Source organism: Pseudomonas sp. CFBP 8771 (assembly GCF_014841695.1).
Classification (GTDB): Bacteria; Pseudomonadota; Gammaproteobacteria; order Pseudomonadales; family Pseudomonadaceae; genus Aquipseudomonas; species Aquipseudomonas baltica.
Window position 1 is genome coordinate 152,965 of sequence record NZ_JACYUJ010000001.1, and the last position, 15,169, is coordinate 168,133.

Consider the following 15,169-nt stretch of genomic DNA (forward strand, 5'->3'; position numbering starts at 1 on the left):
GCTGGCTACCCTAGGGATTCTTGAACGAATGGTCAAATAACCATTGGCGCTGTACTCATGCCCGACGACGGTCGGCGCCGACGCTTGCATCGAGCGGGCGGCGCGGCGATGCTCACAGGCTTTTCCCACCGAGAGCGCGCTGTCATGCCCTGCGTAATGCAAAGCCCTGCCGAATTGGCCATGGATGAAACCTTCTGGAAGGACGTTGCAGCGCGTTACCCGCGCGACGACGGGCCGATCAACCTCGACGGCGGCTATTTCGGGCGCATGAGCGAAGGCGTGGTGAGCGCCTATGAAGACGCGATCCGTCATGTCAACCGGAGCAATTCGGTGCACGTGCGCCAGCACTTCGACAAGCATGAGGCCGACGCCATCCGCCAGCAGCTCGCCGAACTGATGGGCGTGCCTGCAGGCGAACTCACCTTTGCCCGCAGTGCGTCCGAAGCCTTGTATTCACTGATCCGCAACTACAAGTGCCTGCAGCCGGGCGACCAGGTGCTGATCAGCGACCTGGACTACGGCTCGGTGCAGGGCGCCTTCGACTGGTTGCAACAGGCCCGCGGCGTCGAGCTGGTGCGTCTGGTCCACGAGCACCCCGCCAGCTACGAGGGCTTGCTTCAGACCTACCGCCAGGCCTTCGTCACCCACCCGCGGCTCAAGCTCATGGCGCTGACCCACGTCACCCACCGCACCGGCCTGGTCATGCCGGTCAAAGCCATTGCCAGCGAGGCCAAGGCGCACGGGATCGACGTGATTCTCGACGGCGCGCACTCGCTGGGCCAGATGGAAGTCGATCTGGCCGACATGGGCGTGGAAATGGCGGGCTTCAACCTGCAGAAATGGATCGGCGCGCCGCTCAGCCTCGGGGCCATTCACGTACGCCGCGAGCGCCTGGTCGATTTCGCTCCCGACATGGGCAACCCCAGCTACCCGGCCGACGACATACGCTGCCTGACACCCTACGGCACGCCCAATGTGCCGGCGCTGATGAGCCTGCCGACCGTGTTTGCCGAACATGAGGCGCTCGGCGGCTGGCAGGTCAAGGGTGCGCGCCTGCGCTACCTGCGCGACCTCTGGTTGCCTGCCGCGCGCGCGCTGCCCGGCATTGAAGTGCTCACGCCGGACGATCCACGGCTGGCGTGCGGCATCGCCTCGTTTCGCTTTCGCGACGTGGAGGACCAGCAAGGCAAGATCGATCAATTGCTGGCGCAGTTCAACCTCTTCACGGTTGGCCGTGACGGCTCGGCCTGTGGGCCATGCATACGGGTAACGCCAGGCATCAACACCACGCCGGCCGACATGCACGCCCTGGTGGGCGCTTTGACGCTGATGAGCAAGTGACTGAACGCGGTTGCACTACAAGATCTGCGCGGCGGGCGCCGCGCAGATCCGATTCACCCAAGGGCAGGGCGCCCCCAGGTCGGCCTCAACGGTTGGGGGTTACCCGCCAGATGGTGTTGGCCAGGTCGTCGGCGATGATCAGTGCACCACGCGGGTCGACCGTGACGCCCACCGGGCGGCCGCGGGTCTTGCCATCGTCGCCGCGGAAGCCAGTGGCGAAGTCGATCGGCTCGCCAGCGGGTTTGTCACCGGCGAACGGCACGAAGATCACCTTGTAGCCCACGGGATTGTCGCGGTTCCAGCTGCCGTGCTCACCGACGAATGCACCCTGGGCAAATTTCTCGCCCATGGCCGGGATCGAGAAGTCCACACCCAGTGCAGCCACGTGGGAGCCCAGGCTGTAGTCGGGCTTGACCGCAGCGGCGACTTTCGCCGGGTTCTGCGGCTGAGCGCGGGAATCGACGTTCTGGCCCCAGTAGCTGTACGGCCAGCCATAGAACTGGCCTTCACGTACCGAGCTCAGGTAGTCGGGCACCAGGTCCGGGCCCAATTCGTCACGCTCGTTGACCACCGCCCACAACTGGCCGGTCCCCGGCTGAATGGTCAGCGCCGTCGGGTTGCGTATACCGGTCGCGTAGGGCTTGTGCGCACCGGTCTGCGCATCGATCTGCCAGACCATGGCGCGGTCGATCTCGACCTCCATGCCGCGTTCGGTCACGTTGCTGTTGGAGCCGATGCCCACGTACAGGTAGCGCGCGTCGTCACTGATGGCCAGCGACTTGGTCCAGTGGTGGTTGATCGCCGACGGCAGGTCGGCCAGTTTGGTCGGTGCCGCGCCGGCTTTGGTCTGCCCGTCGGTGTAGTCGAAGCGCACCAGGGCATCCTGGTTGGCCACGTACAGTTTGCCGTTGGCATAGGCCAGGCCGTAGGGCGCGTTGAGGTTTTCCGCGAACACCGTTTTCAGCTCATAGGTGCCGTCGCCATCGGCGTCGCGCAGCAGGGTCAGGCGGTTGCCGCCTTTGACCTGGGTGTTGCCCTGGGCTTTGATGTAGCTGGCGATCACGTCCTTGGGCTTGAGCTTGGCGGCGCTGCCGCCGCGACCCTCGGCCACCAGGATGTCACCGTTGGGCAAGACCAGGGTCTGCCGCGGGATGGCCAGGCCGGTGGCGATCGCGCTGATGGTATAGCCTTGCGGCACGGTCGGCTTGCTGTCCCCCCACGCCACCGGCTCGGCGATCTTCATGCTCGGCAGCAGGCCGCGCTGCGCTTCCGGCAACTTCGGGTCGGGCCCGCGTGCCTGGGTGCTGTCGGCTTCGCTGCCGCAGCCGGCGAGCAGCAGCGCCACGCTCAAGGCCGTCAATGCGCCTGAATATTTCATCGAACACCTCCCGAACGCAGATTGCTCAAACCGACCCATGCCGCTACCAGCGACAGTACGGTCACCACCACCGACATGACCAACCCGGTCGGCATCACCGCCCAGGCATCCTTGGCATGCTCGAAGGCGTTCACCAGCCCCAGCACCCACGTGACCAGCAACAGCAGAAAATACAGCACCGCACGTCCGCCCTTGTGCTCGGCACGGACCAGATTGATCAAGGCGAAGACCAGCGCCAGTCCGCAGAACACCAAACCCCCGGCGATGAGCCAGGCAGCGAAGTTGCTCCATTGGATCTGGTAGCTTTGGTAGTAGGCGATATCACTGAGCAGGGCGCCGAGAAACAGCGGCACGGTGCCGGCCAGAAAAATCGCATGCAGCGGGCCTGGCCTGTGTCGATAGGCGAGTTGGGTAGAAGTGGTCACGATTGTTCCTCATCGTTGGACAACATCGGCACGGGTGTACCGGCTCGTCAGGGGCGCAGGGTGCGCATAGCAAGGGATCGCCGACGCCAACTGTTAGTTCACCAGGCTTCGTGTCGAAATATTTTACGCGGCGCATGCGCAGCCCAGCGCAATGGCCCGAGCCAGACGCCACCGGCCGTCGGCCGTCGGCCGCCGCGATCTTCATTCAAGCAATCGCCTCGAGTGGCCGATACAACGCCAGCCCATGCTTTCGCAGGGTTTCCCTTCTCGAGGTCTGTCATGTTCAAAACGTCTCTGCGCGCACAGGTCCTGGCGCTGCTGGCCAGTGGGTTGCTGATCCTGCTGCTGATTGCCCTGGGCAGCTTCAAGTTTCTGGCGGCCAGCCTGGATGACTACACGGCGCTGGTGGCGGGCCCCCTGCGTGCCACTGAACTGGTGGACCGGGCCAACGTCCAGTTCAAGACCCAGGTGCAGGAGTGGAAGAACGTGCTGCTGCGCGGGAAGGATGCCAAGGCGGCGGACAAGTATTGGGCGCAGTTCGAGGAGCAGGAGCGCGCGGTGGCGGCGACCTTGCAAGCGCTCGGCGAGCTGCCGGGGGTGCCCGCGGGCATCAGCCAGAATGCGCAACGCCTGCGCGCCGAACACGCAGTGCTGGGTGCGGCCTATCGCAAGGGGCACGACGCCTTCCTGGCCAGCGGCGCCGATGCTGCCAGCGGTGACCGCGCCGTGGCAGGCGTCGATCGCGCTACCAGCGAGCAGCTCAATGCCCTGGTCAGCGAACTGCGCACACTCGCCGACGAACAATCGCTGCTGATCAACCACCAAGGCCACCAGGCGATCATCTGGGGCATCGCCATCATGCTGGTGTCGGGCCTGTTGATCACGGCCCTGAGCCTGTGGCTGGTCAACCGCAACCTGGTCACCCCGGTACGCGATCTGATCGACTACGTGGCGCGCCTGAGCCAGGGCCATCTGGCCGAGCGGGTGGTCAGCCATCGCCGTGACGAGCTGGGTCGCCTGGCCGTGGCCGCGAACACCCTGCGTGATTTCCTCGCCGACACCTTCACCCGCCTGCAACGCAGCACGGCCAATCTGGACCAGGCCAGCGGCGAGCTCAACACCATCGCTGCAGTCATGCTGCAAGGCACCAGCGAGCAGTTCGAACGCACCGACCAGGTGGCCACGGCGATGCAGGAAATGTCTGCCACCGCCCAGGAAGTCGCACGCCACGCCGCTGGCGCAGCCACTGCGGCGGATGACGCCGACCGCGAAGCCCAGGACGGCGAGCAGGCGATGCAGGCCACCATCCATACCATCACCCGCATGCGCGGTGAAATTGCCGTGACCGGCGACGTCATTCGTCAGTTGCGCGACGACAGTGGCCGTATCGGCAAGGTATTGGAAGTCATCCGCGGCATTGCCGACCAGACCAATCTGCTCGCGCTCAACGCCGCCATCGAAGCCGCGCGCGCGGGCGATGCCGGCCGCGGGTTTGCCGTTGTGGCTGACGAAGTGCGCACCCTGGCGCAGCGCACCGCCGCCTCCACCCAGGAAATCCACCAGATCATCGACACCGTGCAGACAGGCGCGGTGAACGCCGTGCAGGCCATCGAAAGCGGGCAGAAGCGCAGCGACGAGGGCGCCGAGCAAGTGGTGGCGGCGGGTCAGACCCTGACCCGCATCACCCAGACCATCGAGTCGATCAGGGACATGAACCGGCAGATTGCCACCGCTGCCGAGGAGCAGAACGCGGTGGTCGAAGACATCGCGCAGAATCTGGTTGAAATCACCGCCATCGCCACCACCAACCAGGGCAGCGTCGAGCGCACCCAGGCTGCCAGCAGCCACCTGCATCAATTGTCGGCGGAACTGGCTCAGGTCACCGCGCGCATCAAGGCGGCTTGAGCGAGCGCCCCGCCGCCAGCTGGCGCTACTTGCCCTTGGGCAGCAGCCGCGCCAGCTTGCGCATCTCCACTTCGGCCTTGGCCAGCTCCATGGCCGACGCCTCTTCCCAGACCCGCTGCAGCGGCTGCAGGTCGGGCTCGACCTTGACCTTGATGCACCACTGGTGATGGTCGTGCCACGAGCCCAGTGCCGACTGCACCGCCTTGAGGGATTTCTCCGCCTTGGGCGACAGCGGCGACAGGTCCCCGAACGCCTGGATCAGGTAACGTGTGCGCTTGACCAGGATCCGCAGTTCGTGGCGGTCGAACTCGGCATCCTTCAAGGCGTGCCGCAGCTTGCGCACGTGCTTGTCGAGGGTCTTGATCACGAGCTTTTCGAACGCTCGCGAGTGGCTGCCCAGTTCGCTGGCGCGGAACGCGGCCGACCAGGTGTCCAGCGCACTGAACAGGGCGTTCAGGCTCGAATGGTCGACGATCACCCGATGCTCGCCTGCAAGCCGCGCGCGACGTTTGTCGGCCGCGCCGTGCAAGCCACGCCGCTCCAGCTCCTGCACCATGACTTCCAGATCGCGGGTGGGCGTGGTGAAGCGGCCCACGTTCTTGGCTGCGCTCAGCAGCGGTTGCAGCGCCGGCAGCGCACGAACCGGTATCAACAGGCTGCGAATGCGCCGTACGGCAATGCGCAGATCGTGCAGCGCCTCTTCGTCGGTCGCTGCCTGCAGACGTACCCGCGCATGAAAGAGCGCCACTTCCAGTGCGATGATCTCTTTCACATAGCTGTCGACAAATGCCATCGAATCCTCCAATAGATAGTCACGCAGCGTCGTCGCGAACGCCTGTTCAGTGATAGACCGGAAGGCCTGGCCAACGTTGCCCAAGTGCACGGATGAATATGTTTGCAAATACATCAACCGCAAACGGGTGACTGATTTTCCTGTCCGCTAAACCTCGAGGGCCCAGTGCGGTCACACCTACACTTTCCACCGCAGGCAAGCGCTGCACGTCCCACCAGGAGCTTTTCGATGACTGTGAAGTCAGACCCCGTCAAACCCTCGACCCTCAACCCACCGGTATTCTGGATATCGGCCATCTTGCTGTTGCTGCTGGTGCTGTTCGCCAGCCTGATGCCGCGGCAGGCGCAGACCTTCTTTGCCGTGGTGCAAGACTGGATCTTCACCAACGTCAGCTGGTTCTACATCCTGGCCGTGGCGATCATCCTGGGCACCGTGGTGTTCCTGGGCGTGAGTCGCTACGGCGACATCAAGCTGGGCCCGGACCACAGCACCCCGGACTACAGCAGCATGACCTGGTTTGCCATGCTCTTTTCGGCAGGCATGGGCATCGGCCTGATGTTCTTCGGCGTCGCCGAGCCGGTCATGCATTTCCTCAACCCGCCCTACGGGGAGGGTGCCACGGTCGCTGCGGCGGGCGAGGCGATGAAGATCACCTTCTTTCACTGGGGCCTGCATGCCTGGGCCATCTACGCCATCGTCGCCTTGATCCTGGCGTATTTCAGCTTTCGCCACGGCCTGCCGCTGACCCTGCGTTCAGCCCTCTATCCGCTGATCGGCGAGCGCATCTACGGTCCCATCGGGCATGCCGTGGACATCTTCGCCATCATCGGTACGGTGCTGGGTGTGGCCACTTCGCTGGGCTTCGGCGTGGCGCAGATCAACACCGGCCTCAACGCGCTGTTCGGCGTGCCGGTGTCGATCCCGATCCAGATCGCGCTGATCATCGGCACCACGGCGCTGGCCACTCTTTCGGTGGTGTCCGGGCTGGACAAGGGCATTCGCCGGTTGTCCGAGCTCAACCTCGGGCTGGCCGTGCTGTTGATGGCCATGGTGATGATTCTCGGCCCCACCGTGCTGATCCTGCAGACCTTCGTGCAGAACACCGGCGGGTACCTGAGCGAAATCGTCAGCCGCACGCTCAACCTCAATGCCTACCAGCCCACCGACTGGATCGGCGGCTGGACCCTGTTCTACTGGGGCTGGTGGCTGGCCTGGTCGCCGTTCGTGGGGCTGTTCATCGCGCGCATCTCGCGCGGCCGCACCATTCGTGAATTCGTCACCGGCGTGCTGCTGGTGCCTACCGCGTTCACCCTGCTGTGGATGACCGTGTTCGGCAACACCGCGATCCACATGATCCTCGAGCAGGGCATGGTAGACCTGGGCATTGCCGTGGACAAGGACACCTCCCTGGCACTGTTCGCGTTTCTCCAGCACTTCCCGTTTTCCGGGGTGATCAGCGCGCTGGCGATCATCATGGTGGTGGTGTTCTTCGTGACGTCCGCCGACTCCGGCGCCATGGTGGTCGACATGCTTGCGTCCGGCGGTTCGGAAAACACCCCCGTGCGCCAGCGCATCTTCTGGGCCTCGAGCATGGGCCTGGTGGCGATCGCGCTGCTGCTGGCCGACGGCCTCAAGGCCTTGCAGACCGCAACCATCGCCAGCGCGCTGCCCTTTACCCTGGCTTTGCTGCTGAGCATGCGCGGCCTGCTCAAGGCGCTCAAGCTCGACGCCACCAAGCGTGACCTGCGTCACCAGGCACTGGCCATCTCGCCAAGCACGCCGCGTACCGGCGGCACCTGGCAGCGCCGCCTGCGCACCCTGGCGATGTTTCCGCGGCGTGCCCACGTGGTTCGTTTCATCGAGGACGTGGCGCGTCCGGCGTGCCTTGGCGTTGCCGAGGAATGGCGTCTGCAGGGTTACGACTGCACCGTGGAAGATGGCGAGGAGGGCGGCGTGCGCCTGAGCGTCGGTCCTGCCGACACCGCCTTCATCTACGAGATCAGGCCCCATGCCTATGCCACACCCAGCTTCGTCATGAGCGGGCCGCCGGGCGAAGAGCGCAAATACTTCCGCGCCGAAGTGCATCTGCGCGAGGGTGGCCAGGATCACGACGTGATGGGCTGGTCCCGCGACGAGGTGATCGGCGACATTCTCGACCACTACGAGCGGCACATGCACTTCCTGCACCTGGTGGGTTGAGCTTCACGCCGTTTCAATTTGCAATGGCCGGGCGGTAACATGCCGGCCATTGCCATCCCTCATTTCAGGAGCCTCCCATGGCCCATTCCGACATCACGTTCCTGCCAGACCCCGACCCCGAGTCGATTTCCTCGGACGTTGCAGGCTTCGGCGGCCTGCTGGTGACTACCCAGATCCCGACCCGCGCCGACGGAAGCCTGGAGCTGGGCAGCATCACCGAGCAGAGCGAATGCACGCTGCAGGCGCTGAAGGTGGCGCTGGAGGCGGCGGGCAGTTCGCTCGATCGCGTCCTGCACCTGACCATCTACCTGACCGACATGGCTGATCGTCCCGCGTTCAACGAGGTCTACCAGCGCTTTTTCGCCAAGCCCTGGCCGGTGCGTGCGGCGGTGGGCATCACCGCGCTCGCTGCCACAGGCATGCGCGTGGAAGTCACCGCCATGGCAGCCAAGGGCTGATCGTGCAGGAGAGCAGCATGATCGAAGTCACCGAGGTTTCCATCGCGCAACTGCGCGCCGCGCTGGAAAACGGCCAGACCACCGCTGTCGAGCTGGTCCAGGCCTATCTGCAGCGCATCGCCGCCTACGACGGCGCCGACACGCCCACCGCGCTGAACGCGCTGGTGGTGCCGAACCCCTCGGCACTGACCGAAGCCCGCGCGGCGGATGCACGTCGCGCCAGTGGCCAGACGCTGGGGCCGCTCGATGGCATCCCCTACACCGCCAAGGACAGCTACCTGGTCAAGGGCCTGACCGCAGCTTCCGGCAGCCCGGCCTTCGCCGGGCTGGTGGCGCAGCGCGATGCGTTCACCGTCGAGCGCCTGCGCGCTGCCGGGGCGATCTGCCTGGGCAAGACCAACATGCCGCCGATGGCCAACGGGGGCATGCAGCGCGGTGTCTATGGACGCGCCGAAAGCCCGTACAACGCCGACTTTCTCACGGCGCCTTTCGCGTCCGGCTCGTCGAATGGCGCCGGCACCGCGACCGCCGCCAGTTTCGCGGCCTTCGGCCTGGCCGAGGAAACCTGGTCCAGCGGGCGCGGTCCGGCGTCCAACAATGGTCTGTGCGCCTACACACCCTCGCGCGGGATCATCTCGGTGCGCGGCAACTGGCCACTGACGCCGACCATGGACGTGGTTGTGCCATTTGCTCGCACCATGGCCGATCTGCTGGAAATCCTCGACGTGGTGGTCGCCGACGACCCCGACACCCGGGGCGACCTGTGGCGCCTGCAACCCTGGGTGCCGATACCCCAGGTCGCCAGCGTGCGCCCGGCGTCCTACCTGGAGCTGGCCGCGCCCGCCGAGGCACTGGCGGGCAAGCGTTTCGGCGTCCCGCGCATGTACATCAATGCCGACCCGCTGGCGGGCACTGCGGAGCAACCGGGCATCGGCGGCCCGACCGGGCAGCGCATCCACACCCGTGCTTCGGTGATCGAACTGTGGCAGCAGGCACGGCGCGCCCTCGAGGCGGCTGGCGCCGAAGTCGTGGAAGTGGACTTCCCTCTGGTGTCCAATTGCGAAGGCGACCGACCGGGTGCGCCAACCGTGTTCAACCGCGGCATCGTCGACCCGGCGTTCCTTCACCATGAGCTGTGGGACCTGACCGCCTGGGCGTTCGACGATTTCCTGCGCGCCAATGGCGACCCGGCGCTCAACCGTCTGGTGGACGTCGATGGGCCGCTGATCTTTCCGCACGACCCCGGCACGCTGCCCAACCGCGAAGGCGACCTGGCCGCCGGTATGGACGAGTACGTGAAGATGGCCGAGCGGGGCATCACCCCGTGGGACCGGATCGACACCCTCGCCGACGGCCTGCGTGCACTGGAACACACCCGCAAGATCGACCTGGAAGACTGGCTGCAGGCACTGCAGCTGGATGCCGTGGTGTTTCCTACCGTCGCCGACGTGGCACCGGCCAATGCCGACGTCGACCCGGCCGCGGCGGACATCGCCTGGAGCAACGGTGTGTGGGTGGCCAACGGCAATCTGGCGATCCGCCATTTGGGCGTGCCGACCGTGACCGTGCCGATGGGCGTGATGGCCGACATTGGCATGCCGGTGGGTCTCACGTTCGCCGGCCGCGCCTACGACGACACGCAACTACTGCGGTTCGCCGCGGCCTTCGAAGCCACGGGCAACCGCCGGGCGATTCCACCGCGCACGCCACCCCTGCAGCGCTGAGCGTACGGACGACACCCGGGCGTCATGGCGCTCCGGTGTCAGCCGCCGCGCTGGCCATCGGTGCGGTCCATGAGCTCATTCCAGATGTACATGACGGCGTAGGCACGCCATGGTCGCCAGTCTTCGCTGCGCAGCCGTTGATGACCGGGCTTGAGCAGCTCGGGGTGTGCGCGCGTGATCTCCTGCATGATCACCAGATCGCTGCCCGGCCAGGCGTCGGCGTCCCGCCAGGCACGCATCGCCACATATTCGACCGTCCACGGGCCAATGCCCGGCAGTGCCAGCAGGCCTTGGCGCAGGGGCGTCAGGTCGGTACGTGTGTGTTCATCGACGAACGCTTCGATCTGTACCTGATTGCAAGCCACTGCAGCGGCGAAGTTCTGCAGCGCGGCCACGCGCTTGCCGGGCATGCCGATGCGGTCGAGGTTGACCTCGGCCAAGGCAGCGGGAGTGGGAAACTGCCACGCGACTTGTGGGTGCTGTGGCAGCGCCACCGGCCGCCCGGCCCGCTCGGCCAGACGCCCGGCAATGGTGGTGGCCGCCTTGACGCTGACCTGCTGGCCGACGATGGTGCGCACGATCAGCTCGAAGGTCGACCAGGTGCCAGGCACGCGCAGTCCCGGCGTCTGCAGCAGCAGGCGACCAAGCCAGGGGTCGCTGTCCAGCGCCGCGTGCAACCGCTGCGGGTCAAGATCCAGATCGAACATGCGCCGCAGGCGTGGCACCAGCGCGGGCAGGTGAACGCTGGCCGGTCCATCGATGCGCGCGATCAGGCAGTCACGGGTCGGGTCCTGGCGGACACTTAGCAGGCCTTCGTCACCCTGCCATTCGACGGTACGCAGGTAGACGCCGTCGATGACGGTCTCGACCAAGGCGCTGGAGCGTCCGCCGTAGAACCTGAGCAGGCGCTGCCAGTCGAAAGGCGGCTGATAGAACAGCTCGATGTCGGTACTGAGTGAGGGCATGGTGAAAAACTCCTTGCCGGTTCAGACCGTGCATCCCGCCACTTTGCTGCATCCACAGCCGACGCGGCTCGCGCCGCTGCTACATCCAATCCCCGTCGACCTGTAGCAGCGGCGCAAGCCGCGTCCGGCCTTACCGCGTTCATCCAGACACACCGCCTTGCCCACCGACGCGGCTCGCGCCGCTGCTACATCCAATCCCCGCCGACCTGTAGCAGCGGCGCAAGCCGCGTCTGGCCTCACCGTGTTCATCCAGACACGCCGCCTTGCCCGCCGACGCGGCTCGCGCCGCTGCTACATCCAATTCCCGCCGACCTGTAGCAGCGGCGCAAGCCGCGTCTGGCCTCACCGTGTTCATCCAGACACACCACCTTGCCCGCCGACGCGGCTCGCGCCGCTGCTACATTCGATCGCCGTTGAGGCTGCATACCGCATTCCTCTGTAGCAGCGGCGCAAGCCGCGTCCGGCCTTACCGCGTTCATCCAGACACACCGCCTTGCCCGCCGACGCGGCTCGCGCCGCTGCTACAGACATGTGGTTACCTGGCTGCTGCGGGGCGCTTGATCATCAGCAGGGCTACGATCAGCGCCAGCACCGCCACGCCGGTGGCCAGCAGGCCGAGGGATTCCAGGCCAAATTGACGAATGCCCAGGCCACCGAAAATAGCGCCCAGACCAATGCCGGCATTGGCCGCCGAGATGTTCAGCGACGCCGCCAGGGCCTGAGCCTTCGCGCCAGCCTGCATCACGCGCACCTGGCAGATCGGAAACAGCGCCGTATAGGCGATGCCCCAGGCAATCAGTGCCGCGATCAACCAGGCGCGCTGCTCGGCCAGCGCCACCGCAGCGGTCATGCCTGCGCCCAGCACCAGCAGAAACACCACCATCGCCCCCAGCGGGCGTCGGTCGACCATGCTGCCACCCAAGTGGTTACCCAGCATGCCGACTGCGCCGAAGCCCATCAGCCACCAACCGACCTGACCTGCCGGCACACTACCCAACCGCTCGAGGATGTCGGCCAGGTAGGTATAGGCGGTGAACATGGCGGTAAAGGTCAGCACCGACAGCAGCACGTGGGCCAGGAAGCGCGGCTGACGCAGCATCGCTGTCTGCTTCTCGCCGACCGCGGCGGCGGGCGAGCCAGGCAGTTTCGGCATCACCAGATGCATCAGCACGCCAATCAGCAGCGACACCCCAGCCAGCACCCAGAAGCTCCCGCGCCAGCCGATCAGGTCGGCGGCCACGGTGCCTAGCGGAACGCCGAACACCAATGCTGCGGAAATGCCCAGGTACACCTTGGCCACGGCCTTGCCGGATTGTCCGGGCGCAGCCAGTTGGCCGGCGGTTTCACTGGCGGTGCCCCAGAACACCGGTAGCGCCAGGGCAGGGATGAAGCGAGCGATGGCCAGCACCCAGATATTGGTGGACACCGCCGCCAGCACATTGGACGCCGCGAACACCAGCAGAATCAGGGTGAACAGTTTCTGGCGCTCGACGTGCGCCAGACGCGCCGTCAGATACGGTCCGAACAGCATTACGGTGAACGCGAACAGGGTTACCACCTGACCGGCCAGGGCTATGGAAATGTCCAGGTCTCGTGCCAGGCTCGGCAACAAGCCGACGATCAGGAACTCGGTGGTCACGATGATGAAGGCCGCCACGGCCATGATCAGGATCTGCACGCCGGAAGCGCTGCTGCTCGAGGCAGACGGCGCGGCGTCGGCCATGTGGGAAGAAGACATGGAACTTAACTCCGGAAAGATTTTGTAATAGCCTATTGGGGAAGTCCTGGAAAATCCCGGCCATTAATTACCTTGTGAATTGAACTGAATTCACCAATCGGAGATGCGATGTTTTCCTCGGAGCGCCTCAAGGGCATCGACGTCTTCGTCAGCGTCGCCGACCTGGGCAGTTTCACCGCCGCCGCCGAACGCCTGAACCTCAGCAACTCGGCGGTCAGCAAAGGCGTTGCGCGCCTGGAAGCGCGGCTCGGCGTACGGCTGTTCCAGCGCACCACCCGACGCCTGGCGCTGACCGAGGCAGGGCAGACGTTCTACCGCACCTGCACCAGCGTGCTCGCCGACCTCGAAGAGGTTGAACTGGCCATGAGCGCCGAGCAGCGCGAACCCCATGGCCGCCTGCGCATCGACCTGCCTGCGTCCTACGGCCGATTGCACGTGCTGCCCCTGATTCTCGAGTTCGCTGCGCGGCATCCGCGGCTGCAGCCTCACGTGTCGTTCTCGGACCGCTTCGTCGACCCTGTCCAGGAAGGCATCGACATCGTCGTGCGCATCGGGGGTTCCGATGCCTGGCCGAGCAACGTCGGGCGACGCTTCCTGGGGCGTCAGCGACTGGTATTCTGCGCAGCACCCGCCTACCTGCACGAGCACGGTACGCCACAGGGCGAGCGTGAGCTGGAACAGCATCGCTGCGTTGGCTATGGGCAGACCGATGGCACGGTCTATCCGTGGTACTTCAAGGGCCGCCAGGCCGGCGACATGGAGCGACGGACCATTCATCCGCACGTGGCCGTTGGCGACGGCGAAGGGCAGGTAATGGCCGTGCTTGCCGGGCAGGGCATCGCCCAGCTGCCGACCTGGCTGATCCAGCGGCATCTGGACAGCGGCGCGCTGGTCGAAGTGCTCGCGCCATTGGCCACCGACGGCCTGGCAATGAACCTGGTGTGGCTGAAAAGCCGTGAAGCCCTGCCCAAGGTGCATGCTCTGCTGGAATTCCTCACCGCGCGACTGACCCCGGCCGGCTCGGTTCCCTAGCGGTCTATGGCCGGGGGCCGGGATTTCGCTTTACGCACTCGGTACACCGTTTAAAATGCCAGCATCCATTGGAGGCCTCCGCATGTCGTCATTCGCCCACATGATCGAAAACATCACCCCTGATATCTACGAAAGCCTCAAGCTGGCCGTCGAAATCGGCAAATGGTCCGACGGCCGCAAGCTGACCGCCGAGCAGAAAGAACTGACCCTGCAGGCCATCATCGCCTGGGAAATGAAGAACCTGCCCGAAGATCAGCGTACCGGCTACATGGGCCCGCAAGAGTGCGCCTCGAAGTCCGCGCCGATCGAAAACATCCTGTTCAAGTCGGATTCGATCCATTGACCTGCGATCTCTTTGCGCAAGACACCCTGCAAGAGCTCGGTCGCGGTGCGGCCAGCAAGATGTCCGCACAGCTCGAGGCGCCAGTGGTGCAGTACCAGCTGCGTCTGGGCGATACGCAGATTGCCGTCAATCCCTTGATCGGCAGCAAGCTGCGCCTGGAGTTTCTCGGCGCCATCCACTGCGTGAACTGCGGGCGCAAGACCAAGACCAGTTTCAGCCAAGGCTACTGCTACCCCTGCATGACCAAGCTGGCCCAGTGCGACGTGTGCATCATGGCTCCGGAAAAATGCCACTACGACGCCGGTACCTGCCGCGATCCGGCCTGGGGCGAGCAGTTCTGCATGACCGATCATGTGGTCTATCTGGCCAACTCTTCAGGGGTCAAGGTCGGCATCACCCGGGCCAGCCAGTTGCCTACCCGCTGGCTCGACCAGGGCGCCAGCCAGGCACTGCCGATCATGCGCGTGGCGACCCGCCAGCAATCCGGGCTGGTCGAAGACCTGTTCCGCTCGCAGGTCGCGGACCGCACCAACTGGCGCGCGCTGCTCAAGGGTGACGCCCCGGCTGTGGACCTGGTGGCCATCCGCGAGCAACTGTTCGACAGCTGCGCGGCCGGTATCCACATGCTGCAGGATCGCTTCGGCCTGCAGGCGATCCAGGCCCTGAACGATGTCGACCCCATCGAGATCCGCTACCCGGTGCACACCTACCCGAGCAAGATCGCCAGCTTCAACCTGGACAAGAACCCCATCGCCGAAGGCACGTTGCTGGGCATCAAGGGTCAATACCTGATCTTCGACTCCGGCGTCATCAATATTCGCAAGTACACGGCTTACCAATTGGCCGTGCATCAGTAGAAGGGTTTTCG

13 protein-coding genes are annotated in these 15,169 nt (G+C 65.3%); 8 read left to right on the forward strand and 5 right to left on the reverse strand.

Going from position 1 to position 15,169, the window contains the following annotated elements; genetic code table 11:
- Nucleotides 1-156: 156 nt before the first annotated feature.
- Nucleotides 157-1,341, forward strand: coding sequence for an aminotransferase class V-fold PLP-dependent enzyme (locus IFT80_RS00645; protein ID WP_192136539.1), 1,185 nt, complete (start codon nucleotides 157-159; stop codon nucleotides 1,339-1,341).
- 85 nt (nucleotides 1,342-1,426) lie between these two features.
- Here the strand turns inward: IFT80_RS00645 and IFT80_RS00650 are convergent, their stop codons facing one another.
- Complete coding sequence (locus tag IFT80_RS00650) at nucleotides 1,427-2,719, reverse strand: PQQ-dependent sugar dehydrogenase (protein WP_192136540.1); 1,293 nt, start codon at nucleotides 2,717-2,719, stop codon at nucleotides 1,427-1,429.
- Nucleotides 2,716-3,144, reverse strand: coding sequence for a DUF2231 domain-containing protein (locus IFT80_RS00655; RefSeq protein WP_122713049.1), 429 nt, complete (start codon nucleotides 3,142-3,144; stop codon nucleotides 2,716-2,718). Before IFT80_RS00655 ends, IFT80_RS00650 begins: the two co-directional genes overlap by 4 nt.
- Nucleotides 3,145-4,008: 864 nt before the next feature.
- On the opposite strand from IFT80_RS00655, the gene IFT80_RS21775 reads away from it, so the two are divergent.
- Nucleotides 4,009-5,049 carry a methyl-accepting chemotaxis protein gene (locus tag IFT80_RS21775; protein ID WP_446730976.1) on the forward strand — a complete coding sequence of 347 codons (1,041 nt, stop codon included), beginning with the start codon at nucleotides 4,009-4,011 and terminating at the stop codon, nucleotides 5,047-5,049.
- A 25-nt stretch (nucleotides 5,050-5,074) separates the two neighbouring features.
- Here IFT80_RS21775 and IFT80_RS00665 read toward each other — a convergent pair whose 3' ends face one another.
- Nucleotides 5,075-5,842, reverse strand: coding sequence for a CHAD domain-containing protein (locus tag IFT80_RS00665; RefSeq protein WP_192054073.1), 768 nt, complete (start codon nucleotides 5,840-5,842; stop codon nucleotides 5,075-5,077).
- Nucleotides 5,843-6,076: 234 nt separating this feature from the next.
- On the opposite strand from IFT80_RS00665, the gene IFT80_RS00670 reads away from it, so the two are divergent.
- From IFT80_RS00670 to IFT80_RS00680, 3 genes are all read left to right on the forward strand, one after another.
- Complete coding sequence (locus IFT80_RS00670; protein ID WP_446730977.1) at nucleotides 6,077-8,041, forward strand: BCCT family transporter; 1,965 nt, start codon at nucleotides 6,077-6,079, stop codon at nucleotides 8,039-8,041.
- 77 nt (nucleotides 8,042-8,118) lie between these two features.
- Nucleotides 8,119-8,499 carry a RidA family protein gene (locus tag IFT80_RS00675; RefSeq protein ID WP_122478956.1) on the forward strand — a complete coding sequence of 127 codons (381 nt, stop codon included), beginning with the start codon at nucleotides 8,119-8,121 and terminating at the stop codon, nucleotides 8,497-8,499.
- Nucleotides 8,500-8,516: 17 nt separating this feature from the next.
- The gene (locus IFT80_RS00680; protein ID WP_192136542.1) at nucleotides 8,517-10,223 is read left to right on the forward strand and encodes an amidase; all 1,707 of its coding nucleotides are present in this window, start codon (nucleotides 8,517-8,519) and stop codon (nucleotides 10,221-10,223) included.
- Between the two features lie 38 nt (nucleotides 10,224-10,261).
- On the opposite strand, the gene IFT80_RS00685 is transcribed toward IFT80_RS00680, so the two are convergent.
- Together IFT80_RS00685 and IFT80_RS00690 are read right to left on the reverse strand one after the other, a co-directional pair.
- On the reverse strand, nucleotides 10,262-11,188 hold the full coding sequence (locus IFT80_RS00685; RefSeq protein ID WP_192136543.1) for a DNA-3-methyladenine glycosylase family protein: 927 nt from the start codon (nucleotides 11,186-11,188) through the stop codon (nucleotides 10,262-10,264).
- A gap of 535 nt (nucleotides 11,189-11,723) precedes the next feature.
- The gene (locus tag IFT80_RS00690) at nucleotides 11,724-12,926 is read right to left on the reverse strand and encodes an MFS transporter (RefSeq protein WP_192136544.1); all 1,203 of its coding nucleotides are present in this window, start codon (nucleotides 12,924-12,926) and stop codon (nucleotides 11,724-11,726) included.
- 108 nt (nucleotides 12,927-13,034) lie between these two features.
- Here IFT80_RS00690 and IFT80_RS00695 point away from each other — a divergent pair, with 108 nt between their 5' ends.
- The 3 genes from IFT80_RS00695 to IFT80_RS00705 all read left to right on the forward strand — a co-directional run bounded on the left by IFT80_RS00695 (nucleotide 13,035) and on the right by IFT80_RS00705 (nucleotide 15,158).
- Nucleotides 13,035-13,958 carry a LysR family transcriptional regulator gene (locus IFT80_RS00695; RefSeq protein ID WP_122478950.1) on the forward strand — a complete coding sequence of 308 codons (924 nt, stop codon included), beginning with the start codon at nucleotides 13,035-13,037 and terminating at the stop codon, nucleotides 13,956-13,958.
- 82 nt (nucleotides 13,959-14,040) lie between these two features.
- Nucleotides 14,041-14,301, forward strand: coding sequence for a YeaC family protein (locus tag IFT80_RS00700; protein ID WP_122478948.1), 261 nt, complete (start codon nucleotides 14,041-14,043; stop codon nucleotides 14,299-14,301).
- A 26-nt stretch (nucleotides 14,302-14,327) separates the two neighbouring features.
- Nucleotides 14,328-15,158 (forward strand): DUF2797 domain-containing protein, encoded by an 831-nt coding sequence (locus tag IFT80_RS00705; RefSeq protein ID WP_122479695.1) that lies wholly within the window; start codon nucleotides 14,328-14,330, stop codon nucleotides 15,156-15,158.
- Nucleotides 15,159-15,169 lie beyond the last annotated feature (11 nt).